Genomic DNA, 25,068 nt, shown 5'->3' with positions numbered 1-25,068 from the left:
CGGGGTATCCCCGGGTTGCGGCGTAAACGCCTTACCCGGGCTACCGCCCGCAGACCGCACAACCCCGTAGCCCGGCTAAGCGCAGCGCGAGCCGGGGAGAAACCGCGTCGATATATATATCCCGGGGTATCCCCGGGTTGCGGCGTAAACGCCTTACCCGGGCTACCGCCCGCAGACTGCACACCCCGTAGCCCGGCTAAGCGCAGCGCGAGCCGGGGGGCAACCGCGTCGATGTATAAATCCCGGGGTATCCCCGGGTTGCGGCGTAAACGCCTTAGCCGGGCTACACAGCCCGCAGACCGCACAACCCTGTAGCGCATCGCCTCCGGTTTTTTATCAGCCAAATACCGGCAGCAGCAGATAGAGCTTAATCACCAGCGCGTTAACGATATCGATAAAGAACGCGCCCACCATCGGCACCACCAGAAACGCCATGTGCGACGGACCGAAACGGTCGGTAATCGCCTGCATGTTGGCAATCGCCGTCGGCGTCGCGCCGAGGCCGAAACCACAGTGGCCGGCTGCCAGCACCGCGGCATCGTAGTTTTTGCCCATCATCCGGTAGGTTACAAACACCGCATACAGCGCCATAGCCACTGCCTGAACCGCCAGAATAATAATCATCGGCAGCGCCAGCGACGCCAGCTCCCACAGCTTCAGGCTCATCAGGGCCATCGCCAGGAATAGCGACAGGCTGACGTTACCCAGCACCGACACCGCGCGGTCGAACACGCGGTACAGGCCCAGCGCCGACAGGCTATTGCTCAGGATCACGCCGATAAACAGCACGCAAACGAAGGTGGGCAGTTCAAATACGGTTCCCGCCAGCAGTTGCGCAACGATCTTCCCTACCGTCAAACAGATGGCGATCAGCGCGATGCTCTCAATCAGCACCAGCGATGTGATCATGCGCCCCATATCCGGCTTTTCAAACGCGGTCGGCGCGAGCTGATCGTCCGGCGTACCGTCCGGGGAGGAAGAGTGCTTAACCAGATAGCGCGCCACCGGTCCGCCGATCAGGCCGCCCAGGACGAGGCCGAAGGTTGCGCAAGCCATGGCCACTTCGGTAGCGTTGGCAAAGCCATAGCGTTCAACAAACAATTTACTCCACGCCGCGCCGGTACCGTGGCCGCCGGAAAGGGTAATCGAACCGGCCAGCAGCCCCATCAGCGGGTCGAGGCCAAGCAGCTTCGCCATGCCGATTCCGAGCGCGTTTTGCAGCAGCAGCAGCCCCACCACCACAATCAGGAACGTCCCCAGCACTTTGCCGCCGGAGCGCAGGCTGGCGAGGTTGGCGTTCAGGCCGATAGTGGCAAAGAAAGCCAGCATCAGCGGATCTTTGAGGCTCATATCGAAATCGATTTCGATATCCATGCTTTTCTTTAATACCAGCAGCGCCAGCGCGACCAGCAGGCCGCCCGCAACGGGTTCAGGAATGGTGTATTTCTTCAGGAAAGGGACGGTTTGAACGAGTTTTCTACCCAGTAGCAACACGAGTGTTGCGGCAACGAGCGTCGATAAGGTATCGAGATGAAACATAAAAAAGAGCTCCTTATAGGCGCATGATCCATTCACACGCGACGGTATTCCCGGTGTCGATTGCTTCTCATCATGAGTAATCGGGAAGGGATTTTAAGCAGAAGTACGGAAAAAAGGACAGGAAAAGATATTTTGTAGGGATAATGATGCGATCAAGCATACAAAATGTTAATAAATATTTGACACTTATTCCCTGCTTAAATATTTGCCGCTAAAGAGTGGCAAACGTTTGCTTTTGGTCTACAGTCCGATAAAATCCCCGCTTTGCCACCTTTGGGATTGTTGTGATGTCCGTTAACACCGCAGAATCAGAAAATGCGCAACCGGTTGCGCATAAGCAAACCAGCGAATTAATCTACCGCCTTGAAGACCGCCCGCCGCTACCGCAAACCCTGTTCGCCGCTTTCCAGCACCTGCTGGCGATGTTTGTCGCGGTCATCACTCCGGCGCTGTTAATTTGCCAGGCTCTGGGCCTTCCGGCTCAGGATACGCAACACATCATCAGCATGTCCCTGTTCGCCTCCGGCGTGGCCTCCATCATTCAAATTAAAGCCTGGGGCCCGGTGGGGTCTGGTCTGCTCTCGATTCAGGGCACCAGTTTTAACTTCGTCGCGCCGCTGATTATGGGCGGGACCGCCTTGAAAACCGGCGGCGCCGATGTTCCGACCATGATGGCCGCGCTGTTCGGCACCCTGATGCTGGCCAGCTGCACAGAGATGGTTCTCTCCCGCGTTCTGCATCTCGCCCGCCGCATTATTACCCCGCTGGTCTCCGGTGTGGTGGTGATGATTATCGGCCTGTCGCTGATTCAGGTTGGTCTGACCTCCATCGGCGGCGGCTATGCCGCCATGGCCGACCACACCTTCGGCGCGCCAAAAAACCTGCTGCTGGCAGGGATCGTGCTGGCGCTGATTATTATCCTTAACCGCCAGCGCAACCCGTACCTGCGCATCGCTTCGCTGGTTATCGCGATGGCGGCCGGCTACCTGGCGGCATGGCTACTCGATATGCTGCCGGCCAATACCGCGCCGACGGAAAGCAGCCTGATTATGGTACCCACGCCGCTGTACTACGGGCTGGGCATCGACTGGAATCTGCTGCTGCCGCTGATGCTGGTGTTTATGATTACCTCGCTGGAAACCATCGGCGATATTACCGCCACCTCTGACGTCTCCGAGCAGCCGGTTTCCGGCCCGCTATATATGAAGCGTCTGAAGGGCGGCGTGCTGGCCAACGGTCTGAACTCGTTTGTTTCGGCGGTATTCAACACCTTCCCGAACTCCTGCTTTGGCCAGAACAACGGCGTGATACAGCTGACCGGCGTCGCCAGCCGCTATGTCGGTTTCGTGGTCGCGCTGATGCTGATCGTACTCGGTCTGTTCCCGGCGGTAAGCGGCTTCGTGCAGCATATTCCTGAGCCGGTGCTCGGCGGCGCGACGCTGGTGATGTTCGGCACCATTGCCGCCTCCGGCGTGCGTATCGTCTCCCGCGAGCCGCTGAACCGCCGCGCGATCCTGATTATCGCCCTGTCGCTGGCCGTCGGCCTCGGCGTTTCCCAGCAGCCGCTGATCCTGCAGTTCGCCCCTGACTGGCTGAAGAATCTGCTCTCCTCCGGCATCGCTGCTGGCGGCATCACGGCGATTATTCTGAATCTGATTTTCCCGCCAGAGAAAAACTGATCCTTTCTGACGCTCCGGCCACGCGATGCTGGCCGGAGCGTCAGCATCATCAACCTCACATCATCTCATTACACAATTCCTGTCTTGAGGATTGCGCATAATTCGGGCATAACAGCCTTATGTGCCTCGCTCAGGATCGAAGACCATGAAATTTCTCAGAAAGCTGATTCTCTGGCTGCTGATTGCCCTGCTGGTGGTGATTATTGCCGCTTACTTCCTGCTGCAAACCCAGTGGGGCGGGCGCCAGGCCAGCGCCTGGCTAAGCGACGGTACCGGCTGGAAGGTCTCTTTCAACAAGATGGACCATAATTTCTCCTCGCCACTGCACCTGCAGCTGCAAAACGTCACCCTCGGACGCGACGGCAAACCCGCCACGCTGGTGGCGCAAACGGTGGATATCGGGTTTAGCAGCCGCCAGTTTAGCGACCCGCTGCATGCTGACGAAATCGTCCTCAGCGACGGCACGCTGAACTTCTCCCCTTCTTCCGCGGCGCTGCCATTCGCCGCCGACCGTCTCCAGTTGCGCAATATGGCGTTCAACAGCCCGGAGAGCGACTGGGATCTGAGCGCGCAGCGCGTCACCGGCGGCGTCAGCCCGTGGGCGCCGGAAGCGGGCAACGTGCTCGGCAAGAAAACGCAGATTCAGATGAGCGCCGGGTCGATGACGCTCAACGGTATTGAAGCCAGCAACGTGCTGATTCAGGGGAATATTGATAACGGCGAAGTGTCCCTCTCGACCATTGGCGCGGACGTCGCCCGCGGTACGCTCACCGGCACGGCGAAACGCAGCGCCGACGGCGGCTGGCAGGTCGATAATTTGCGGCTCAACGAGATTCGCCTGCAAAGCGATAAATCACTCGCCGACTTTTTCGCGCCGCTGACCACCCTGCCGTCACTACAGATTGGCCGCCTTGATGTGACCGACGCCAGCCTGCAGGGGCCTGACTGGGCGATCGCCGGCCTCGATCTTAACCTGCGCAACCTCACCCTGAGCCGCGGCGACTGGCAAAGCCAGGAGGGTACGCTGTCGATGAACGCTAACGAATTTATTTACGGCTCGCTGCACTTCCTCGACCCGATCCTTAACGCCGGATTCTCGCCGCAGGGCATCGCGTTGCGCCAGTTCACCTCACGCTGGGAGGGCGGCATGGTGCGCACGTCCGGCAACTGGCTGCGCGCCGGCCATGCGCTGGTGCTGGATGACGCGGCGTTCGCCGGGCTGGAATATACGCTGCCAACCAACTGGAAGCAGCTGTGGATGGCGCCGCTGCCCGACTGGCTGCAAAGCCTGACGCTGAGAAAGTTCAGCGCCAGCCGCAACCTGATTATCGATATTGAACCGGCGTTCCCGTGGCAAATCACCGCGCTCGACGGCTACGGCGGCGAGCTGCAGCTGGTGAAAAACCGCAGCTGGGGCGTGTGGAGCGGTAGCGCGACGCTGAACGCCGCCGCCGCGACCTTTAATCGTATTGATGTCCGCCGCCCGTCGCTGAAGCTGAGCGCCAATGCCTCCACGGTAAACGTTAACGAGCTCAGCGCCTTTACCGAGCGAGGGATCCTGCAAGCCACCGCGGCGGTGTCGCAGCTCCCGCAGCGCCTGGTCAACCTGAGCCTCAACGGTCGCGGCGTGCCGCTGAATATTTTGCAGGCCTGGGGATGGCCCGCGCTGCCGGTTTCCGGCGACGGTAACCTTCAGCTGACGGCGACCGGCAGCGTGCTGGCGGATGCGCCGCTGAAGCCGACCGTCAACGGCCAGCTGAGCGCGATAAATATGGAGAAACAGCAGGTGGCGCAGGTGATGCGCAACGGGGAGGTCACCAGCACCCAGCCCCCTTCAGCGCCGGCGACAACGACTCCCTGACTTCTCCTCTCCCTCTCCCCCCACGGGAGAGGGGCCTGTTCCCTTCGCGAAACCTGTTGCCATTAAGCGGCTGTTTGTACCTATTTCCCGCAACCTGTTCCTTTCAAATAGCGGACTTGCTATAACAAAAATACTGGAAGTTAAAAAAATAATTAAAGTCCCTGAACCTACAAAAATAAAGGAACGACCATGTCTGTAATACGTCAACGTATTCTGGAGAATATGCAAAAATTCTCCAGAGCAATGATCGGTGCAGTATTGTTCTTGCCGGTCATCGGCTTAATTTTGGCACTCAGTTCAGTCTTAACCAACCCAACATTAATTTCGGAGACCAGCTTTTTACACCAGCTCGGCCAGCTGCTCGGCGATACCTTCTGGCCTTTATTCGGCAATCTGGGATTACTTTTTTGCGTCGGCATCAGCTATGGCCTGGCAAAAGATAAAAAAACCGAAGTGGCGCTGGTGTCGGTGATGTGTTTTATCATGTTTCTTGGCGCCAACCACTCGTGGCTGGAGCATACCCACGGACTCGCGGAAAAAATTAACGGCGAATATTACGGTACCGGGCAGACTCAGCTGCTGGGGTTTGTGGTAGTCGATATGGGGGTCTTCCTCGGGATTATTCTCGGCTGCACCATCGCCTGGGTGCATAACAAAGTGTCGACGATTGAACTACCCGGCGCGCTTTCCATGTACGGCGGAGCCAAGCTGACGCTGGTGGCGATGACCCCGGTCGTCATTTTCTACGCCATCGCCTTTACCTGGATCTGGCCGTTTATGACCCACGGCATCGCGGCGCTGACCGGCTTTATGAAAAACGCCGGCGTGGCGGGGGTCTTCGTCTACGGCTTCTTTGAAAAATTCCTCATCCCCACCGGCCTGCACCACTTCGTCTGGTCGCCGTTCCAGCTCACGCAAATCGGCGGTACGCTGAACGTCGACGGCCAGGTCGTCTCCGGCACCCAGGCGATTTTCCTCGCCTATATGCGCCACCCGGATTTAACCCCGGTGATGAACGAGGCGCTGCGTTTCTCGCAGCAGGGGATGACCACTATCTTCGGCCTGGCCGGCGCCTCGCTGGCGTTCTACCACACGGCGAAACCGGAGAAAAAAATGATGGCCAAAGCGATTCTGCTACCGGCCATTATCACCTCTATGCTCACCGGCATCACCGAGCCGATTGAGTTTACCTTCCTGTTCGTTTCGCCGCTGCTGTGGGTGATCCACGCCACGTTAACCGCGGCCTCGCAGGCGATTTGCGACATCTTTACCGTGCGTCCCTGGGGCGCTTCCGGGCTGATTGAGTTCCTGATTTACAACCTGCCGCTGCCGGTCTCCCTGACCCGCTGGCCCGGCTACGTGCTTATCGGGATTGGTCAGTTCGCCGTTTACTACGTTATCTTCCGCACGCTGGTCGTTAAGTTGAATCTTAAAACGCCGGGTCGTGAAGACGATGAAAATGTGAAGTTATATAGCAAAGCTGATTACCGAAAAAAAATGGGCGAACCGCAGTCGGTGACCAACGAGATTATTAATGGTCTGGGTGGTAAAGAGAACATTATTTCCGTCGACAACTGTTTTACCCGCCTGCGCGTCGCTATTCATAATATGGATCTGGTTGACGATTCGATATTAAAAAGCACCGGCGCAAACGGCGTAGTACGAAATCGAAATGAAGTTCAGGTTATTTACGGCGTCAAAGTGGGACAGGTTCGTTCCCGGGTTGATAGCTGGCTAGCAGAAAATTAATTGGGAGTGATTTATGAAATTAACCGTATTAGGCGGGGGCGGCGTTCGCTCTGCGTTTCTGGCAAAATCTCTGGCATATAACGCGCATCGCATTGGTTTAACGGAAGTGGTCTTTCTCGACAGCTCCGCGGAGAATCTGACAATATTCGGCGAGATCGCCCGCTATGTGTTTAATGCCATTCGCCCGGATATTCATTTCAGCGTAACCAGCGACCCGGTGCCGGCGCTAAAAAATAGCCACTATGTGATAACCACCCTGCGGGTGGGCGGCGATGAGAGCCGGATCCGCGACGAGCGTATCGCCCTGGCGCACAACACGCTGGGCCAGGAGACCACCGGCGCGGGCGGTTTCGCCATGGCGATGCGTTCCATTCCGGCGATTCTTCACTACTGCCGCCTGATTGAAGAGCACGCCGCCGAAGATGCCATTCTGTTTAACTTCACCAACCCGTCAGGGCTGGTCACCGAGGCGATTATCAAATCCGGCTTTAAGCGTCGGGTGTACGGCATCTGCGATGCCCCGTCGGAGCTGATTCGCGAGCTGCCCGAGATCCTCGGCTGCGACGAGCGCGATCTCGGCGTCGAGTGCTACGGGCTGAACCACTTCTCCTGGTTTACCCATTTCACCGTGCGCGGCGAGGATGTCACCGAGCGCCTGATCGCCAGCCCGGACCTGTATCGCAAGACGGCGATGCAGTACTTTTCGCCGGAGCTGGTTCAGCTATGCGATAAGCAGCTGCTTAATGAATATCTTTACTACTACTACTATCGCGAAGTGGCTTTGAAAGCGATTCAGAACGCGCCGGAAACCCGCGGCGAGCAAATTGCCCGCATCAATCACGATATGCGCGAAGCGCTGCTGACCGTTGATGTCAAAGCCAACCCGGAAGCGGCGTTTACCATCTGGATGAAGCACTATCTGCGCCGGGAAAATAGCTATATGCAGAACGAGTCGCAGCAGGAAAAATTCCATACCCGCGAGCCGTTGACCTTAAAGCAGTTTATCGAGGAGCCGGATACCGGCGGCTACGCGGGCGTGGCGCTGGATATTCTGGAGGCGGTCAACAGCACCACCACCAAGCGCATCGTGGTATCGATGCCCAACAACGGCACGCTGGACTTCCTGCGCCCGGACGATGTGATTGAGATCAGCTGCGACCTGAGCAAAGAGGGCCTGAAGCCGGTGACGCCGAAGCATGTGCCGACGGCGCAGAAGAATATGATCGCCAGCGTGAAAGAGTATGAGCGGCTGGCGGTGGCGGCCATTCTGCAGCGCGATAAATCGCTGGCGGTACGGGCGCTGATGGCGCATCCGCTGATCGGCTCTTATTCGCTGGCAAAAACGCTGGTTGAAGCCTATCTCGACGATAAGCAGTTCGCCGACTGGCAATAAACGCCCGGTGAAATCCCCCGGATGGCGGCTAACGCCTTATCCGGGCTACCGGATCGCAGCCGGTAGCCCGGACAGGCGCCTCAGGCGCCGCCTCCGGGGATCCCCGTCTGCACAAACCACATCTTCAGCAGCCGCTCAAAGCCGAGTATGCAGTAGCCAAAAAAGGGGTTACTCCAGTAAATATCATCATCGAACTTCTGCGGATCATAGATGATAAACGCCGTATCCGCCGCCTGCGCCAGCGGGCTTTGATAATCGCCGGTAAAGCAGACCAGGTTAATCTCTTTCCCTTCCAGCGCCTTCACCCAGTTCAGCGCCGAACTGCTGCGTCCGGATTTGGAAATAATCCAGATCGAATCAAATTTGGCGGCGTTCTTCTGCTCGAGGATTTCGTAATCCGGCCACAGCGCGAGGCTGGCATTCACCCCGGTCACCAAAAATTTATTATAAATATACTGGGCGATCAGCTGCGAAAAGCCGCTGCCGTGAATCAAAATGCGGTGATGTTGCAGGCTTTCCAGCAACGGCGTTATCCGCTCCACCGGCTGAATGCTCATATAATCGATGTCGTTGGTCACATCGAGTTTGGGCATAGTGATATTGAATTTAATAAAATAGACCAGCTCCAGCCAGCCGCTGAATTTCAGCTTCTTCGCCAGGCGTACCAGCGAAGAGGGATTGCTATAACAGTGCTCCGCCACGGCGCGGATCCCTTCGCGAACGCATTGCTCAGGATCGTTCTGAATAAAACGCAGCACGGTCATTTCCGTTTTGCTTAGCTTAACGTCACGAAAGATGTTTTCTAAATCCATACCGGGCTCCTCTCAGCGCTAAACTACGCTATCACCCGGCGGCGCTGGCGTCTGTGGCATCAATCACCAGAATGAAATGAACGTTACTTTTTTAGACAAAATGGAATAAAAAAACCCTCCGGTAAGGAGGGTGGTGGATTCGACAACGTCTATCTCTTTTCAGCGCCCGTATTCACTGCACAATAACCATTTTTTCGGTTCATCTTCCTGAATCATCGGGAAGCGGCCGCTATCTTCCAGAAAACGGTTGTCGCGCTTATCATCGTTCACCATCGAAATTTCCCAGCCCATCACCAGCGCGTTTTCAGCCCAAAAACGGTGGTACAGCGTGGGCGGCAGGCAAACGCCCTGCCCGGGGTTAAGAACCAGGGTTTCTCCCGGTTTCAGCGTGCGCTGGCGGCCATCAACCGCGACGCTCACGCTGCGCTGCATATCCAGCCGTTCATCTTCTGTCGCCCATGCCAGCTGCAGACAGAGCCGGCCGCCGCCGCGGTTCAGAATATCTTCCATTTTGTGATAATGAAAATGCCAGGGGGTTTGCTGATCCTGCTGAATCTGCAACATCTTCTCGGCGTAGGGCTTGGGATAGCGCGAATCGCCCGGCGCGCCGTTACGCAGGGTCAACAGCGTCAGTCCGGTTTCCTGAAAACGGCCGCTGCCAAAATCGGTAATATCCCAGCCAAGCTGTAGATCCCGAACTTCTCGCCACTCTTCAAACCGCTTTTTCGCCCAGATATCGGCGGTAAAGCAGGCAAACTCGGGTAAGCAAATGCGAAAGGACTCGGCGATAGCATGCGCTTTATCAATCGCGTAGTTAATCTGTGAACGTTTCATTTTCGACTCCGCTGCGGACGGCCAGCCAGGCTGCGCCGCGCATGCCGCTACTGTCACCATGTCGGGCAGGCACGATGGGGGTGGTGAAATGGTCGGTAAACACCAGCGGGGCGACATCCGCCTCCAGGTCGTTCACCAGCAGCGCTACGTTAGACAGACCGCCGCCGAGAACAATCACGCCGGGATCGATAAGATTCACCACCGTCGCCAGCGTCCGCGCCAGCTGCTGGCGAAAGCGCAGCACCTGCTCGCAGGCGGCATGCTCGCCCTCCAGCGCCCGGGCGATAATAGCCTGACTGCTGAGCGCCTGCCGGGTCATCAAACGATAGCGCGCGCTCAGCCCGGTGCCGGAAATAAAGGACTCGACGCAGTTATATTTTCCGCAGTAGCAGCGCTCGGGCGGCCCATCGTTGACCTCCTGATATCCCGGCAGCGTGATATGCCCGCACTCCGCCGCAATCCCTGACGCGCCGGGGAAAATCTGGCGATTAAGCGCAATACCGCCCCCGCATCCGGTCCCCAGCGTCATGCCAAATACCAGCGAATAATCGGCACCTGCGCCATCGCAGGCTTCTGATAACGCGAAACAGTTGCCATCGTTCGCCAGCACAACCGGCTGGCTCAGGCGCTGCTCAAGCTCATCCTGTAAGCGGCAGCCGTTGATGACCTGAATATTGGCATTGCGGATCTTGCCGGTCTGCGGGGAAATACTCCCCGGCAGGGCGATACCGATAGCCAAAGGCTGAGCCAGCTCATCCCCAATCGCGGTGATTAACGCCACCAGCGTTGCGATAAACTGCTGCCGGGTCTGTTTTCGCGTTTCAATGCGAAAACGCCTCCATTCATGGCCTTGTTCATCCATCACTACGGCGGCGATTTTGCTCCCGCCGATATCCAGCCCCAAATACTTCATACCGGCCTCCTTATTCATAGCGAGGCAGGTTTCCCCGCCCCGCCGGGGGATTAGTACAGGCTGGCCTTGCCGGTAGAGCCAAAGAGCTTCATTTTGTGGCGAATCACCTTCCGCGCGGCGTTAATCGGTTCCGGATAAATGACATTCGGATCCCACCATGTCTCTTTTGTCAGAATTTCGCGCACTTTCTGGAAATAGGCATATTTCATATCGCTGGAAATATTGATTTTGCCGACGCCAAGCGTAACGGATTCCGCAATTTCCGCATCCGGATTAGCCGAGCCGCCGTGCAGCACCAGCGGAATCGACAGACGCCCGGCGATATCGCGCAGAATGTGCATCTGCAGCTCCGGCTGCATCCCCTTCGGATAGATACCGTGCGCGGTGCCAATCGCTACCGCCAGCGTATCCACGCCAGTACGGGCGACGAAATCTTCCGCCTGCGCCGGGTCGGTATAGGTGACTTCTGACACGCCGCCTTCCACAGAGGTTCCGGTCTGGCCGATGGTCCCCAGCTCACCTTCGACCGACACGCCCACCGCGTGCGCCAGCCGCACCACTTCGCGGGTCAGGGCCACGTTTTCTTCATAAGGCAGCAGCGAACCATCGATCATGACCGAGGTGAAGCCACACTGAATGGCGCGCAGGACATGTTCCACCGAGGCGCCATGATCCAGATGCAGGGTGAAAGGCACGCGGCTGCGCTGGGTGATATCCCGCACGTAGCTAAAAAACGCGTCGCCCACAAAATCGTGCTCGCTGGGGTGAATGGAAATAATCGCCGGCGTATTTGTCGCTTCCGCCTCTTCCACCACGGCGCGAATAAAACAGCTATCCGCCACGTTAAATGCGCCGATAGCAAAACCATGTTCACGGGTGGGTTTAAGTAATTCGTGCATTGAAACTAACATCGTTATTCTCCAGTTTCAGGGTGTGGTAAGCCCTGCCAGGGCATACGGGCGCCGGCATGGAAGGCCTTACTGAGATTTAATCAGGCTTTGTTGATTGAGCCGGATGCGTGTAAATAGGGAACGATGGCGTCAGCGCTGGCCTGCTCCATCACCGATAGCGCATCGGCCAGCTCAATGGTGCTGTCGTGGCACAGGGTGTGCAGCAGCGCCGCTTTCCCCGCTTCAAATACCGCCGCCCCAACGTTGATTTTTGCGACCCCGAATTCCGGGCAACGTTGCAGCTGCTCGAACGGCGTACCGCTCCCGCCGTGCAGCGCCAGCGGCACGGATGACGCGCGCTGTATCTGCGCCAGGCGGTCGAAATCGAGCATCGGTTTTACGCCGGGGGCGTACATACCGTGGGCGGTTCCTACGGAGACCGCCAGCAGGTCAATCCCGGTCTGTTCGATAAAGGGAGGGACGTCCTGCGGCTGGGTCATTAAATCGGCATTGCTGGCCTGGTCGTAGCGCGGCGCATCCGCCAGGTGCCCCAGTTCGCCCTCCACGCACAGCCCAACGCTGGCGGCCAGTTCAGCGACCTCTCGGGTCTGGCGGATGTTCTCCGCCAGCGCGAACGCCGAAGCATCGATCATTAACCCGCTAAATCCGGCGCGGAAAGCCTGACGTATTTTTATCGGATCTTTGCCGTGATCGAGACTTAACGTCACGGGTACGCTCGCCTCCTCCGCCAGTACCCTGACTACCGCCGCCGTCGTCGCCGCCGGAAAGTGCGACAGATGCCCCTGATACAGGTTGAGAATAATCGGCGCGCGATGTTTTTCCGCCACGCGCACCGCCGCGCGTGCGCTTTCCAGGTTCATGCAGTTAATCGCCAGCAGGGCATACCGTTCACGCCAGGCTTTGATCACCATACTTTTCATATCGGCAAACATAGGGCCTCCGTTTATTCGAGGGTAAAGGTGATTTCGTCGTCTTTGACCTTTTGGTCGTTCAGCTCATCAAACTCTTCATCGCGCTCGGTTACCGGCTTTTTCCACAGCGAGAGCATCACACCGCAAATCACGGTGCCAATCGCCAGAGAGAGGCAGAACAGCAGGGGATGCGTAAAGAGCGGCACCACAAACATTCCACCGTGCGGCACCGGACTCTCCACGCCCCAGGTCATGATCAGGCCACCGGCCACCGCTGACGCCACCACGCAGGATCCCACGACGCGCAGCAGATCGCGGGCGGCGATGGGGATCACCCCTTCGGTGATCATGCAGATCCCCATCGGGAACGCGGCCTTCAAGGCTTCGCGTTCAGCACGGGTATATTTATGGCGGGTCAGCAGGAACGAGAGGGTGATACCGAACGGCGGGATTATCGAACCCACAAACTTCACCGCTTCCGGGCCGTAAACGCCGCTGACCAGCAGACCATCGGCAAACAGCGACATGGTTTTATTCACCGGACCGCCGAAGTCGAAGGTCGCCATGGCGCCAAGGATGGCGCCCAGCAGGAAACGCGAGCCGCCCTGCATCGACTCCAGCATGTGAATCAGCGCGTCCTGCAGCCAGGCAATGGGCTTGCCGATCAGGGTCATCATCAGCAAACCGCTAATGATGGTGCTTAATACCGGCAGCACCATAATCGGCATCAGCCCCTGCATCGACTTCGGCAGCCGAATATAGTGTTTTAGCGCCAGTACCGTGTAGCCCACGAGGAAGCCGCCCAGCATGCCGCCAATAAAACCGGTATGAATTTGCCCGCAGACAAAACCCACGATCAAACCCGGAGCGAATCCAGGACGATCGGCAATGGAGTAAGCGATAGCGGCGCAGATCAAGGGCACAATCAGCCCCATTCCCCAGCCGCCGATTTGGTTTAACATCCACGGAATGGTGCCGGTTTTCTCGCCAACGTTCGTCCCGCCAAGGACTTGTCCCAGCGCGATGCAGATCCCGGCGGCGACGATCAGCGGTATCATCCATGAAATACCGGTTAATAAATGCTTCTTAATTTCCTGTGAGACGGGAGTTTTATTCTCACTCATGGTAGATCCCTCCAGATTAAGGATCAGGCATTCGCTAAGGATTTTTCGACCTTTTCGATAAACTGAATCGGCGACTTAATCACGACTTCCGTTTTTACTCTGACAATCCGTTTATTTTTAAAACGCTCTTCACCTTTAATTTTCACATCAATGGCAAGAATAACGACATCCGCAGCGTCAATATCTTCCGCCGCCAGTTCATTTTCAGTACCAATGGTTCCCTGGGTTTCGACTTTGACATTGTGGCCCAGCGCTTTCGCGCCTTTAATCAGCTTCTCACGTGCAATATAAGTATGAGCAATACCTGCGGTACAGGCAGCAACACAGACAATATTCATCTCGGACTCCGCTAGTTATTGTTAGTAAATGTCCGACTCGGCATATTGGTTAAACAGATCAATAATCCTCTGCGGACTGGTTTCTTTGAGCAGTTGTTCAATAATGTCATCATCCGCCAGCGCTCCGGCGACCTGGGACAACAGGCGAATATGGGTGGTATTTTGATCTTCCAGACGAACGGCAAATAAAATAATGCAGCGTACCTGGCTGCCGTCCAGCGTTTCCCAGGCGATATCCTGCCGGGTGCGACCAATGGCAAGGGTGGTATTAACAACGGCGGACGACTTTCCATGCGGGATCGCAATATGATTTTCAAACCCCGTTGAGCCTTCCGACTCACGCTGCCAGACATCCTGAATAAAGGTTTCTCGACAGCTTATCGCCCCGTCTTTTTGTAATAAGTCGGTTAACTCCTCGATGGCTTCCGCTTTATTCGTAGCGTGCATATCTAACAAAACGCGTTTGGTGTTTAAAATCCTGGTTATGTCCATATTCTTTACCTCATGGATATAAAACTTCATTATCTACAGCAGATATTGCCGCACGATGTAATTTGTCGGTAACGATTTTTTCCGTAACCCGTCGGATATCGGCATCATTAAAAAATGCGCTAACATAGACTACCGGCAAAGCTATTTCCGGCAGATTGATCGTCGAAATAACCAGTTCAATCTTGTCCTGCGGCTGAAGGGTATGCAGGCTGCTTGCCGAAACCACGCCGACGATGGTCCAGTCTGGAAACGCTCTCAACACTCTACTTTTCAACAGGTGAGATGTGCCGATTCCGGTAGAACAAACCAGCAGAACTCGCTTGCTGGCGACCTGTCTTTCCATCGCCGCCTGGAAATGAACGGTGAGATAGCCAATCTCGTCGTCGGAAACCGCACGCTCGCCCCAGCGGCTAAAAACCTGATTGACCGCCCGCTGGGTGAGCGGCCACACGTCCGTCAGCTCGCCCTTGATATCCTCAAGCAGAGGGTTACGAATATAAATCCGAAAATTAAGGCGGTTAATGAGCGGCTTGATATGAATGAGCAGGCCATCGTATAACGCGCGATCGGCGGTTAAATCGAGATCAATCATGGTGGAAAAAGCGCTAATCAGACGATCGGTAATTTGTCGGGCCTCATCGCTAGAATGCATATAGCGCACCATGCTGACATCATCTCGCTCTTCCACCACAACGCCAGAGGAGATGATGTACTGATAAATAAACCAGACTTCATCTTCCGGCAGCGAATGGTCAATACGGTGTTCAATTTTTCGCAGCATATTCTGGGCAACGCTAAATATCGTCTCATCAAAAATCTGCTGCCCCTGCTCACGCCGCGGTAAGGCATTCCCACGGGTAATGCGATACATCATAATGAGGATATGGGTAAAAATATTCACATAATACGGTTCGCCTAATGACCAGCACAGCTTGCGCTCCATTTCCTGTAATAATGACTGAACAAATAAAACGTCATCCTCACCAAAATAATGCACCAGCGCTTTATAGCTTCCTGAGTCCAGCCGGGAATGGATAATACAGCCGGGCTCATTATGATTAATCACTCCATTAATTAACGACGCCATCGCCTGGCGGACGCTGTTTTCGCTGCCTTCAATATGCGTCCCGCTCTGGCTACGAATCAGCGTTAAGCCGAGCGGAGCAATCCATGACTCAATAATTTTCAGATCATTAACGATAGATGCACTACTGATAAAATAACGCTCAGAGAGCTTATTAATTGATGTCTCCCGCGGAGTCTCACTTAAGAGCTGCGAAGCAATTTTCACACGCCGGGAGTTATTCATCATGACATCGCTGTCCTCCCCCTCGTTACTGAGTAATTGGTCTAATTGCAGCAGATCCGTGACATTATCAGCGATCAGCATCACGCCGGTACCTGAGCGTTTGTCGATAGTCATTTTCCACTCAGATAACCACTGTTCTAAAAAGCGTAAATCACGCTGAACCGTTTTTTCTGACACATTTAAATATTCAGCAATTTTCAGCAGCGTAACGTATTCTCTGCGGGGCAGGAGAAATTTCAATAATCTGTTCTGTCGTGAGGTAATCATTTGCATTATTTACCCTTATTGCATACCAGATTAATGTCTGGAGGCCAGCGCGATACCACGCGAGCGCTACATAAATCATTGAGGATAAATATAAGTAGCAGAGGCGTAAACAACAATACTAAATTTTGTCCAGACATCCGGACAGAAATAAAACGAAGAGAGGGATTGAAGAATAATTATAATTCAGATCACATTTCAGGAAGAAATATACGTGATAGCGATCTCAATTCATCATAAGAATATACCCGGGAATGGTTAACCGCCTTTAGCCTGACAGCATTCCCGGAGGCGGCGCTTGACGCGCCTTGTCCGGGCTACGGCGTGCAGACGGCTGGAAACCTGTAGCCCGACTAAGCGCAGCGCGAGCCGGGAAGCAGCTGCGCTGATGCAGCAGGTTTGGCACCTTCTTCCCGGAGGCGGCGCTTGACGCGCTTTGTCCGGGCTACGGCGTGCAGACGGCTGGAAACCTGTAGCCCGGCTAAGCACAGCGCGAGCCGGGAAGCAGCTGCGCTGATGCAGCAGGTTTGGCACCTTCCCCGGAGGCGGCGCTTGACGCGCCTTGTCCGGGCTACGGCGTGCAGACGGCAGGAAACCTGTAGCCCGGCTAAGCGCAGCGCGAGCCGGGAAGCAGCAGCGCTGATGCATCAGGTTTGGCACCTTCCCCGGAGGCGGCGCTTGACGCGCCTTGTCCGGGCTACAAAGCGCTTACAGCGTAATCGTCAACGCATTGCTCTGCGCGGTCACCACCACGCCCAGCTCGCTACCCGCCTGAGCGCCGCCCTGCACGCCCGCCACCTGCTGGATGTTGCGCAGGCACAGCGTCCAGCCGCTGGCCTCGCCGTCACCGCTGACGGTGATGACGTTGCCCTGGCGTTTCGCCGTCAGGGTAAAGACCACCGACCCGTCCGCGGCCGGCACCTGACAGACGGCTTCGCGACCATCGTCGAGGCTAAACAGCTGGAAGGCGGTACCTTCGTTCCACGCGTAGTCCGGCTTCTGATCATTGTTTCCCAGCGCCAGCAGAGTGTTGTCACGCACGTACACCGGCAGGCTCAGCACATCGTGATTCTGCTTATGCCAGCGGCTACCCTGCGCTTCATCGTTGTGCCACAGATGGGTCCAGCGGCCTTCCGGCAGCCAGAACTGGACGTCTCCCGCTTCGCTAAACACCGGCGCCACCAGCACGGAATCCCCCAGCATGTACTGCCGATCCAGATAGTCGCAGGCCGGGTCGTGCGGGAACTCCAGCATCATCGAACGCAGCATCGGCGTACCGAACTCATTGGCCAGCGCCGCCTGACGGTACAGATACGGCATCATGCGGCATTTCAGCTGCGTGAAGTGGCGCACCACGTCGCAGGACTCGTCATCGTAGGCCCACGGCACGCGATAGGATTTGCTGCCGTGCAGACGGCTGTGGCTCGACAGCAGGCCGAAGGCGCACCAGCGCTTGTAGACGTGAGCGGGCGCGGTGTTTTCGAAGCCGCCGATATCGTGGCTCCAGAACCCAAAGCCGGACATGCCGATCGACAGGCCGCCGCGCAGGCTTTCCGCCATCGATTCATAGTTGGCGTAGCAGTCGCCGCCCCAGTGCACCGGGAACTGCTGCGCGCCCACCGAGGCGGAGCGCGCGAACAGCACCGCTTCTTTCTCGCCGACGGTCTCTTTCAGTACGTTCCACACCAGCTCGTTATAGATGAAGGCGTAGTGGTTGTGCATTTTCTGCGGATCGGAACCATCAAACCACTGCACGTCGGTCGGGATACGCTCGCCGAAGTCGGTCTTGAAGCAGTCAACGCCCATCGCTACCAGGCCTTTCAGCTTGTCGGCATACCACTGGCAGGCTTGCGGATTAGTGAAGTCATAAATCGCCAGGCCCGGCTGCCATTTATCCCACTGCCACAGCGAACCGTCCGGGCGTTTCAGCAGATAGCCTTTCTCCTGCAGCTCTTTAAACACCGGCGAACGCTGGCCGATATAGGGGTTAATCCACACGCAGACCTTCAGCCCTTTCTCTTTCAGGCGCTTAATCATGCCTTCCGGGTCAGGGAAGGTCACCGGATCCCATTCAAAATCGCACCACTGGAAGGCCTTCATCCAGAAGCAGTCAAAGTGGAACACGTGCAGCGGCAGGTTGCGCTCCGCCATGCCGTCGATAAAGCTGTTAACCGTCGCTTCATCGTAGTTGGTAGTGAACGAGGTGGTCAGCCACAGGCCAAAAGACCAGGCCGGCGGCAGCGCCGGACGCCCGGTAAACCGGGTATAGCGGTTCAGCACCTCTTTCGGGGTCGGGCCGTCGATAACGAAGTACTCCAGGTATTCACCTTCGACGCTGAACTGCACCTTAGAGACTTTCTCGGAGCCGATTTCGAAAGAGACGCGCTCAGGATGATTCACCAGCACGCCGTAGCCGCGGTTGGTCAGATAGAACGGGATATTTTTGTACGACTGTTCGGTGCTGGTGCCGCCGTCTTCGTTCCAGGTGTCGACCGTCTGGCCGTTGCGCACCAGCGCGGTAAAGCGCTCGCCGAGGCCGTAAACGGTGTCGCCGACGCCGAGATCCAGGCGCTCAAACATATAGTTACGATGCGTTTTCGTATCCTGCACGTAGCCGTCGTTTTTCAGCTGGCTACCGGTAATCCGCACGCCGTCGCGCAGGAAATCCAGCGACCAGAAGTCGCCTTTCGTGACGCGCGCGGTCAAATTGCCGCTCTTCAGCTCGGCATACTCAGCGCCGTTGTTAATCTCCACCTTGACGTCTTTCAGCACGTTCAGCGGATAGTGTGGGCCGTTGTTCAGCGCGCCCTGGAAGTGCTCCATACGTACGCCAATCACCCCTTCCTGCGGAGAGAAGAAGCGCACGGTAAATAGCGGAACGTCCAGCTGGGCGGCACGCTCGCGCACTTCGCGCGACGCGACGTAGACCACCATGTCATTGCCCTGTTGCTCAACTTCGTACACCTGTACGGGTTGGATCAGATTGAGCCCTGGTTGAATAAGCCAGTTTCCATCACTGATTTTCATGAATAGCTTCCTCTTAGTTTTGCAATTCTTTGCCTGTCGGCGCTGAAATGAATTCCTGTTCGTTGCGGCGCGCGCCCTGAGCCAGCTCCGCCATCATCTTTTTCAGGAACGGGGTTTTCAGGGTGTAGTAGCGTTTCGCGATAACCGCGCTCAACAGATAACAGACCGCCGGAGCGAGGGTGAACAATGAGATGATGATGGTGATAGTGGCGCTGTTCTGGGTTTTGGCCGCGGCATCGTAACCGCCGCCCGCCAGCATCCAGCCAATCAGCGCGCCGCCCAGCGCCAGGCCCAGCTTGAGCACGAACAGGGTGCCCGCAAAGCTGATGCCGGTCAGGCGTTTGCCGTTACACCATTCGCCGTAGTCGACGGTGTCGGACATCATCACCCACTGAATCGGCGTCACCAGCTGGTGCAGCACGCCAATCACGAAGATAAAGGCGAACATGGTGATTTCGGCGTCCATCGGCACGAAGAACATCGCCACGCTCAGCGCCGCCAGCAGGGCGTTAGTCCACCAGAAGACGCTGACTTTGCATTTCCAGTCGGTGAGCGGCTTCGCCAGCGCCGAGCCAATCAGGTTGCCGACGCAGTAGGTGGTGAGGAAGGCGGTGAACAGACCCGCGGACCCCATGATCCAGGTGGTGTAGTACATCATCGCACCGCCGCGAACGCAGACCGCGAGGATGTTGAGGATGGTCAGCAGACCAACGACACGCCACTGATCGTTACGCCAGATATCGCGCAGGTCTTCCCGCATTGAGGTAGAGCTCGGCGGCGCTTCGACGCGCTCTTTGGTGGTGAAGAAGCAAAACGCCAGCATCAGGAAAGCGATCGCCGACAGCACCGCGATGCCGCCCTGGAAACCAAACGCTTTATCTTCGCCGCCGATAAAGTTCACCAGCGGCATCATCAGGACGGTGGAGAGCATGCCGCCCGCCGTCGCCAGCACAAAGCGCCAGGACTGCAGGGAGATGCGCTGCGTTGGGTTGTCGGTGATGACCCCGCCCAGCGCGCAGTACGGGATGTTGACCACGGTGTAGAGCAGGGTCAGCAGCGTGTAGGTGACCGCGGCGTAAATCAGCTTGCCGTTATGGCTCAGGTCCGGCGAACTGTAGGCCAGTACGCAGACGAGGCCGAACGGAATCGCGCCGAACAGGATCCACGGGCGGAATTTGCCCCAGCGGCTGCGGGTACGGTCGGCCAGCAGCCCCATGCAGGGGTCGGATATCGCATCCAGCGCGCGGGCCAGCAGGAACATGGTGCCGACATAGCCAGCAGGAATACCAAAGATATCGGTATAGAAAAACATCATATACAACATGACGTTATCAAAAATGATGTGGCTTGCGGCATCGCCCATGCCGTAGCCAATCTTCTCTTTGACGGACAAAATATGATCTTTCATCGCACACTCTTCTCTCAGCGCTGCCGCGGGTTGGTACCGGTTACATGCTTTGTAAACCATCCGCGCAGTAAGATGAATTGCGATATCTCATATTCAAATTACGTTTCTTGTTTTATGTGATCCCGGTAGCCTGAAAGAGTGTGTAAAAGTGTAAGCCACGGATTTTGCAAGGAATTGTTTAAGAAGGTTCTGTAAAGTCCAGTTTTAACAGTAAAAAAGTGCGTTTGGGTATGTGGTTAATGCAGGAAAGTAGCTATAATGCGCCCCGCCTCCATGTAGCAATCGAGGCGCGGAAGATCGTCATCTCCGGTGAGGTGGCTGGACTTCAAATCCAGTTGGGGCCGCCAGCGGTCCCGGGCAGGTTCAACTCCTGTGATCTTCCGCCAAAATTATTATCTTCTTTTTTACTTATATCTCTTCCAAGTTTTTCTTTAAAATTAAAAGTAAGATATGATGTATAGTTATCAAACTGTAGCGTAAATGATAATATTTTTAACGACTATCATTTAAATTCAAAAAAAGTTACTATTTATTCCGGTATAAAGGAGGTATTTATGATAAATGGTATTGGCGTTGCTAACTTTAGAAGTTTTAAGAAAAAAACATTAATTGATTTAAAACCTATAACTGTTTTTGTTGGCAAAAATAGTAGTGGTAAAAGTTCTTTACTTAGAACCTTCCCTCTATTTCGTCAATCTGTAGAAGAAAATACAACAGGCCCAATTTTATGGTACGGACGCTATGTTGATTTTGGTGATTTTGATGAAATAAGATCTAATGGTAGTGGGAATAGCAACATTAACTTCTGTTTTAATGTAACCATCAATACACAAAAACAAAGCCGTTACTCTCCTTATAGATATTGGAATATACCACTTACAGAAATGAATTTGTCGGTTGATTTAACCGTTTATTCTAAGGATAGGAAAACAAAGACAAGAGAGGTACTAATAACACACCCTGATTTTTCTATTTCTCTGTATATAGATGATAATGAAAATGCTAAGCTCACAATTAAATCTGGTTCTGTTATTTTAGAAAGGGATGGTCTAACCGCTCGCAATCTTGGGCAATTTATACCTAGCATAATACAAAAGAAAAATAAAGATGACCAAATTTTAAGCACAAACAAAGGATATTTATATGGGCCAAATATTGATAGAGCACTAGAAATGTCTTTTTTAGAGTCGGCGACCAAAATAATACAAGAACATTTTCATAGCAAAACAGATATAACAAGGATAACACATACTCTTAGCAGATTATCGTTCCTTCCATTTAGCGATGCTAAAATGATGTTAGAAACACTATTTAAAGAGCAGAAAACATTTATAAAGCATTTTAATCAAGATAAAGATGCTATTACAGAAAGTATTTACCCCTATATTCTAGGATACAACGTAAATCTAATATCTGATATGCTCAATAGAACACTATCAGAGACATTCAATAAAGTTAAATATATTGCACCACTAAGAGCAACATCAGAGCGTTTTTATCGTTTCCAAGATCTACAAATTAATGAGATAGATCACACTGGTTCAAATCTTGCAATGCTTCTAAATTCATTAAAACCGTATGAGAAAAATAAATTTGAAGAGTGGACAAAAGAAAACTTTGACTTTATTGTTAAAGTAAAACAAGTTGGTGCACACTTCGCTGTTACTATTTCAACCAATAGTAAAGATGAATTTAATATTAGTGATATGGGATTTGGATATTCACAAGTATTACCAATTGTCACAGCTATTTGGCTTGAAACGGAAAGAAGATCTAATAACTATCTAAAAGCGCCAATTACGTTTATTATTGAACAACCAGAATTACATCTTCACCCATCATACCAATATAATCTTTCAAAAACTTTTGCTAAGGTCATTTCAAAAGCTAAAAATAGCGACCTTGATCTTAAAATAATATTTGAAACTCACAGCCAAAATATGATTGAAGCACTCGGAGAATGTGTCGAAGATGATAGTATTGACATCAAGGCTGAAGACATTTCAATATTAGTTTTTGATAAAAATGAGGATAATAGTACTAAAGTAACCAAATCTTACTTTGATGAGAATGGTTTTCTTGAAAACTGGCCTATTGGATTTTTCTCGGGGCAATAATTATGCTTATTAAATTAGAGAATTGTGATTCTCACCATACGCTGATACCGGAAATATCTATTTCAATAGATAATATGCTTCGGTCATTTCAAGAAAAAAAACATATATTAATAACTGACAAATCATTTTTTAAAAGCATTACTACCGAAACGCTCGGCCTTTATAACCAAAACACTAAACAAATAGCTCTTGAAGCTATGAAAGGTCAGGCAGAATATACTGCACTGCTTAAAATCATTAATTTTTATATTATAGTTGATTTCAATGTCATTGATAACTCAACAAAATGGGTCGATAAAGGTTCTACTGTGACATTTATCGTAGGTCCAATATATTTTAAAGACTCTTCAAGGCTACAATACCCTAATATCATTTTTGAAAATTTAACTGATAACGATTTCTACCAAGTAATTATTGGTTATTTTTCAAAAATAAATAGAATTAACAAGTGTAATATAAATTGTACCCCAATCAATGGAGGAGGCGGTACAACAAAAGAGGTTTTCGATCGATACATACAAAAAAATGAATTAATATTATGTTTACTCGATAACGATAAAAAACATCCTAAAGGTCCTTTAGGGAGCACATCAAAAGCCTTTGGAAAGGCTAAATTTAACAAGACTGGAATGGTTAAAATTCTTGATGTGCACGAAATAGAATCTCTAATCCCAATAGAAACTATCGAGAAATCTACTATTATTAATGAAGAACGAAATAAGACCATCGATTTTTTAAAATCATCAACAATAAAAGATGAAACTATCAAATTTTATTTCGATCATAAAAAAGGGCTTGAATTAAAAAATGCACTCGAGTTAGATAAACTACATGGCGCATACTGGATACCATTTTTAAAATCATCAAATAGTGTTAATAAGTCAGAGTGTCTTGATGAAGGAATATGTACTTGTAAGTCACCTTGCATGAAAATTGAAGGGTTTGGAGATAATATCCTTGGTAATGCTATTGATTTTATTCATAAAGGAAATTTACATGCTTATACACCTACATTACCCCCAAGATTAGAAAATCAGTGGTCTGATATCGGACGACTCCTTTTTAGTTGGTGTTGTGGGCCTTATAAAAAAACAAGATTAACTTAATTACTAATATTTAAAAATTCACTACCCCTTTGGTTCAATGCCTCTTTTACGCAAAGCCTCCCTCGCCAGCTCCTTCAACCAACTGGCGAGACTCACCCCCTCTTCCGCCGCCACGGCATCCAGTTGTTCCTTTAATGCCGGATCAATGCGCATTTTAAACTGCGGAGACTGGCCGCCGCCCTTTGGTTTTTTTTCGCGCGCTATGATTGACATGAGGCCACCTATCCAACTAATCTTAACATATAGGAGGCCACCTAAAAGCCTCTTGTACAAACAACGCTCCGAAGTGCGGGAACACAGCCGGAGCGTCTAACCACACCAACTATCAAGGAGTTGATTATGGCTGATTCGCATTCTACCTCAGACTTTGCCGTTTCCGGAACCGAGCGTCACCTGATTGTGGGATATCGTCCGCAAGGTCGGGACACCAGTACACCAAGTCTTACCCTTTCCGGCAAGTGGTTACGCGCAGCGGGGTTCGATACCGGAAAGCGCTTCACGGTTAAGGTAATGGATGGCTGTATTGTTCTGCTGCCGCAGAGCGATAAGGAAGAAATGCTTAAAGCGGAGCTACTGCAAATTCAGCAATCCTTTAAAAGCGTCAACAATACGCTTCATCTCGTCTGACTCCCGGACATGTTCGCCTTCTGGATAGCCGCTCCCAAATGACGCCGGGTTAATCGTCCGGCTAATGAAATTTATGCTCTTCTGACATACTATGCGAGCCAAAGCAGGTTAACCCGGAGGCTATATGGCAAATAAACATTTAACTTCGCCCCCAATAGGTGAATTCGTTATGTTTGCCAGCGGTGATGGGAAAGTACGTGTTGAATGCCGCTTTGAAAGCGATACGCTTTGGCTCCCTCAGGCATCCATCGCAAATCTTTATCAGATCACTCCCCAGGCAGTTACACAGCACATTAAAGCGATCTATGAAGAAGAGGAACTTGATCAAAACGCAACCTGTAAGTCTTACTTACAAGTTCAACAGGAAGGTCGTCGCCAGGTAAGCCGCAACCAGCTTCACTACAGCCTGCAAGTCATCCTTGCCGTTGGCTATCGCGTTCGCTCCCCTCGCGGCACTCAGTTCCGCCAGTGGGCAACCCAGACGCTCCAGGAATACCTGATCAAAGGTTTTGTGATGGATGATGAGCGGTTAAAAAATCCGCCTGTTGGTTCATCGGCTGTACCCGACTATTTCGATGAGATGCTGGAGCGCATCCGCGATATTCGCGCCAGCGAACGGCGGGTTTATTTGCGCGTGCGAGAGATAATTGCCTG

20 protein-coding genes, 1 tRNA gene and 1 pseudogene are annotated in these 25,068 nt (G+C 53.2%); 9 read left to right on the top strand and 13 right to left on the bottom strand.

Translation table 11 applies throughout. From position 1 onward, the window contains the following. Positions 1-336: 336 nt before the first annotated feature. Complete coding sequence (gltS, locus tag SIK97_RS18320; protein ID WP_014227262.1) at positions 337-1,539, bottom strand: sodium/glutamate symporter; 1,203 nt, start codon at positions 1,537-1,539, stop codon at positions 337-339. Positions 1,540-1,826: 287 nt separating this feature from the next. On the opposite strand from gltS, the gene SIK97_RS18315 reads away from it, so the two are divergent. The 4 genes from SIK97_RS18315 (at position 1,827) to SIK97_RS18300 (ending at position 8,221) form a co-directional block, all read left to right on the top strand. After that, the gene (locus tag SIK97_RS18315; RefSeq protein ID WP_004855527.1) at positions 1,827-3,218 is read left to right on the top strand and encodes a nucleobase:cation symporter-2 family protein; all 1,392 of its coding nucleotides are present in this window, start codon (positions 1,827-1,829) and stop codon (positions 3,216-3,218) included. 145 nt (positions 3,219-3,363) lie between these two features. After that, positions 3,364-5,079 carry an AsmA family protein gene (locus SIK97_RS18310; RefSeq protein ID WP_014227263.1) on the top strand — a complete coding sequence of 572 codons (1,716 nt, stop codon included), beginning with the start codon at positions 3,364-3,366 and terminating at the stop codon, positions 5,077-5,079. 189 nt (positions 5,080-5,268) lie between these two features. Further along, positions 5,269-6,828, top strand: coding sequence for a PTS transporter subunit EIIC (locus SIK97_RS18305; RefSeq protein WP_032751722.1), 1,560 nt, complete (start codon positions 5,269-5,271; stop codon positions 6,826-6,828). Positions 6,829-6,841: 13 nt separating this feature from the next. Continuing rightward, complete coding sequence (locus SIK97_RS18300; RefSeq protein ID WP_048262757.1) at positions 6,842-8,221, top strand: glycoside hydrolase; 1,380 nt, start codon at positions 6,842-6,844, stop codon at positions 8,219-8,221. Positions 8,222-8,301: 80 nt separating this feature from the next. Here SIK97_RS18300 and SIK97_RS18295 read toward each other — a convergent pair whose 3' ends face one another. From SIK97_RS18295 to SIK97_RS18245, 11 genes are all read right to left on the bottom strand, one after another. Next, positions 8,302-9,033 carry a MurR/RpiR family transcriptional regulator gene (locus tag SIK97_RS18295; RefSeq protein WP_057173998.1) on the bottom strand — a complete coding sequence of 244 codons (732 nt, stop codon included), beginning with the start codon at positions 9,031-9,033 and terminating at the stop codon, positions 8,302-8,304. A gap of 159 nt (positions 9,034-9,192) precedes the next feature. Then, entirely contained in the window at positions 9,193-9,867 is a 675-nt protein-coding gene (locus SIK97_RS18290; RefSeq protein ID WP_057173999.1) for a D-lyxose/D-mannose family sugar isomerase, read from the bottom strand. Next, positions 9,848-10,780, bottom strand: a complete 933-nt coding sequence (locus tag SIK97_RS18285) for an ROK family protein (RefSeq protein WP_057174000.1) — start codon at positions 10,778-10,780, stop codon at positions 9,848-9,850. Before SIK97_RS18285 ends, SIK97_RS18290 begins: the two co-directional genes overlap by 20 nt. Before the next feature lie 50 nt (positions 10,781-10,830). Further along, on the bottom strand, positions 10,831-11,691 hold the full coding sequence (locus SIK97_RS18280) for a ketose-bisphosphate aldolase (RefSeq protein WP_004855534.1): 861 nt from the start codon (positions 11,689-11,691) through the stop codon (positions 10,831-10,833). An 80-nt stretch (positions 11,692-11,771) separates the two neighbouring features. Then, positions 11,772-12,623, bottom strand: coding sequence for a class II fructose-bisphosphate aldolase (locus tag SIK97_RS18275; protein ID WP_057174001.1), 852 nt, complete (start codon positions 12,621-12,623; stop codon positions 11,772-11,774). A gap of 11 nt (positions 12,624-12,634) precedes the next feature. Further along, positions 12,635-13,726 (bottom strand): PTS fructose transporter subunit IIC, encoded by a 1,092-nt coding sequence (locus SIK97_RS18270; RefSeq protein WP_025107610.1) that lies wholly within the window; start codon positions 13,724-13,726, stop codon positions 12,635-12,637. Positions 13,727-13,749: 23 nt separating this feature from the next. Beyond that, on the bottom strand, positions 13,750-14,064 hold the full coding sequence (locus SIK97_RS18265; protein WP_004126741.1) for a PTS fructose transporter subunit IIB: 315 nt from the start codon (positions 14,062-14,064) through the stop codon (positions 13,750-13,752). A gap of 21 nt (positions 14,065-14,085) precedes the next feature. Further along, a complete protein-coding gene (locus SIK97_RS18260) occupies positions 14,086-14,556 on the bottom strand; it encodes a PTS sugar transporter subunit IIA (protein ID WP_004126743.1) in 471 nt (156 codons plus the stop codon). 10 nt (positions 14,557-14,566) lie between these two features. After that, positions 14,567-16,138, bottom strand: coding sequence for a BglG family transcription antiterminator (locus SIK97_RS18255; RefSeq protein ID WP_032751857.1), 1,572 nt, complete (start codon positions 16,136-16,138; stop codon positions 14,567-14,569). A 699-nt stretch (positions 16,139-16,837) separates the two neighbouring features. After that, positions 16,838-19,156, bottom strand: a complete 2,319-nt coding sequence (gene yicI, locus SIK97_RS18250) for an alpha-xylosidase (protein ID WP_038423873.1) — start codon at positions 19,154-19,156, stop codon at positions 16,838-16,840. A 13-nt stretch (positions 19,157-19,169) separates the two neighbouring features. Continuing rightward, the gene (locus SIK97_RS18245) at positions 19,170-20,564 is read right to left on the bottom strand and encodes a glycoside-pentoside-hexuronide family transporter (RefSeq protein ID WP_057174002.1); all 1,395 of its coding nucleotides are present in this window, start codon (positions 20,562-20,564) and stop codon (positions 19,170-19,172) included. 291 nt (positions 20,565-20,855) lie between these two features. On the opposite strand from SIK97_RS18245, the gene SIK97_RS18240 reads away from it, so the two are divergent. From SIK97_RS18240 to SIK97_RS18230, 3 genes are all read left to right on the top strand, one after another. Next, positions 20,856-20,950 (top strand) — tRNA-Sec (locus tag SIK97_RS18240). Positions 20,951-21,118: 168 nt separating this feature from the next. Then, a complete protein-coding gene (locus tag SIK97_RS18235) occupies positions 21,119-22,681 on the top strand; it encodes a DUF3696 domain-containing protein (RefSeq protein ID WP_057174003.1) in 1,563 nt (520 codons plus the stop codon). 2 nt (positions 22,682-22,683) lie between these two features. Further along, complete coding sequence (locus SIK97_RS18230) at positions 22,684-23,787, top strand: hypothetical protein (protein WP_241183172.1); 1,104 nt, start codon at positions 22,684-22,686, stop codon at positions 23,785-23,787. 21 nt (positions 23,788-23,808) lie between these two features. On the opposite strand, the gene SIK97_RS18225 is transcribed toward SIK97_RS18230, so the two are convergent. After that, entirely contained in the window at positions 23,809-24,000 is a 192-nt protein-coding gene (locus SIK97_RS18225; RefSeq protein WP_057174132.1) for a toxin-antitoxin system HicB family antitoxin, read from the bottom strand. A gap of 126 nt (positions 24,001-24,126) precedes the next feature. On the opposite strand from SIK97_RS18225, the gene SIK97_RS18220 reads away from it, so the two are divergent. Both SIK97_RS18220 and SIK97_RS18215 read left to right on the top strand, forming a co-directional pair. Beyond that, positions 24,127-24,414, top strand: coding sequence for a SymE family type I addiction module toxin (locus SIK97_RS18220; RefSeq protein WP_016809967.1), 288 nt, complete (start codon positions 24,127-24,129; stop codon positions 24,412-24,414). Positions 24,415-24,538: 124 nt separating this feature from the next. After that, positions 24,539-25,066 (top strand): annotated as a pseudogene (locus SIK97_RS18215) (virulence RhuM family protein); the annotation flags it as partial. Between the last annotated feature and the right edge of the window lie 2 nt (positions 25,067-25,068).

The organism is Klebsiella sp. JN_Kp126 (genome assembly GCF_033843325.1).
Lineage (GTDB): Bacteria > Pseudomonadota > Gammaproteobacteria > Enterobacterales > Enterobacteriaceae > Klebsiella > Klebsiella michiganensis.
The sequence above is the reverse complement of the archived record's forward strand: the minus strand, read 5'-3'. Positions and strand labels throughout refer to the sequence as shown.

Coding starts and splice junctions, on each gene's coding strand:
- SIK97_RS18220 (WP_016809967.1), top strand. CDS start 24,127: ATGGCTGATTCGCATTCTACCTCAGACTTTGCCGTTTCCGGAACCGAG.
- SIK97_RS18230 (WP_241183172.1), top strand. CDS start 22,684: ATGCTTATTAAATTAGAGAATTGTGATTCTCACCATACGCTGATACCG.
- SIK97_RS18310 (WP_014227263.1), top strand. CDS start 3,364: ATGAAATTTCTCAGAAAGCTGATTCTCTGGCTGCTGATTGCCCTGCTG.
- gltS (WP_014227262.1), bottom strand. CDS start 1,539: ATGTTTCATCTCGATACCTTATCGACGCTCGTTGCCGCAACACTCGTG.
- SIK97_RS18235 (WP_057174003.1), top strand. CDS start 21,119: ATGATAAATGGTATTGGCGTTGCTAACTTTAGAAGTTTTAAGAAAAAA.
- SIK97_RS18245 (WP_057174002.1), bottom strand. CDS start 20,564: ATGAAAGATCATATTTTGTCCGTCAAAGAGAAGATTGGCTACGGCATG.
- SIK97_RS18265 (WP_004126741.1), bottom strand. CDS start 14,064: ATGAATATTGTCTGTGTTGCTGCCTGTACCGCAGGTATTGCTCATACT.
- SIK97_RS18260 (WP_004126743.1), bottom strand. CDS start 14,556: ATGGACATAACCAGGATTTTAAACACCAAACGCGTTTTGTTAGATATG.
- SIK97_RS18275 (WP_057174001.1), bottom strand. CDS start 12,623: ATGTTTGCCGATATGAAAAGTATGGTGATCAAAGCCTGGCGTGAACGG.
- SIK97_RS18270 (WP_025107610.1), bottom strand. CDS start 13,726: ATGAGTGAGAATAAAACTCCCGTCTCACAGGAAATTAAGAAGCATTTA.
- SIK97_RS18280 (WP_004855534.1), bottom strand. CDS start 11,691: ATGTTAGTTTCAATGCACGAATTACTTAAACCCACCCGTGAACATGGT.
- SIK97_RS18295 (WP_057173998.1), bottom strand. CDS start 9,033: ATGGATTTAGAAAACATCTTTCGTGACGTTAAGCTAAGCAAAACGGAA.
- SIK97_RS18255 (WP_032751857.1), bottom strand. CDS start 16,138: ATGCAAATGATTACCTCACGACAGAACAGATTATTGAAATTTCTCCTG.
- yicI (WP_038423873.1), bottom strand. CDS start 19,156: ATGAAAATCAGTGATGGAAACTGGCTTATTCAACCAGGGCTCAATCTG.
- SIK97_RS18300 (WP_048262757.1), top strand. CDS start 6,842: ATGAAATTAACCGTATTAGGCGGGGGCGGCGTTCGCTCTGCGTTTCTG.
- SIK97_RS18290 (WP_057173999.1), bottom strand. CDS start 9,867: ATGAAACGTTCACAGATTAACTACGCGATTGATAAAGCGCATGCTATC.
- SIK97_RS18285 (WP_057174000.1), bottom strand. CDS start 10,780: ATGAAGTATTTGGGGCTGGATATCGGCGGGAGCAAAATCGCCGCCGTA.
- SIK97_RS18225 (WP_057174132.1), bottom strand. CDS start 24,000: ATGTCAATCATAGCGCGCGAAAAAAAACCAAAGGGCGGCGGCCAGTCT.
- SIK97_RS18315 (WP_004855527.1), top strand. CDS start 1,827: ATGTCCGTTAACACCGCAGAATCAGAAAATGCGCAACCGGTTGCGCAT.
- SIK97_RS18305 (WP_032751722.1), top strand. CDS start 5,269: ATGTCTGTAATACGTCAACGTATTCTGGAGAATATGCAAAAATTCTCC.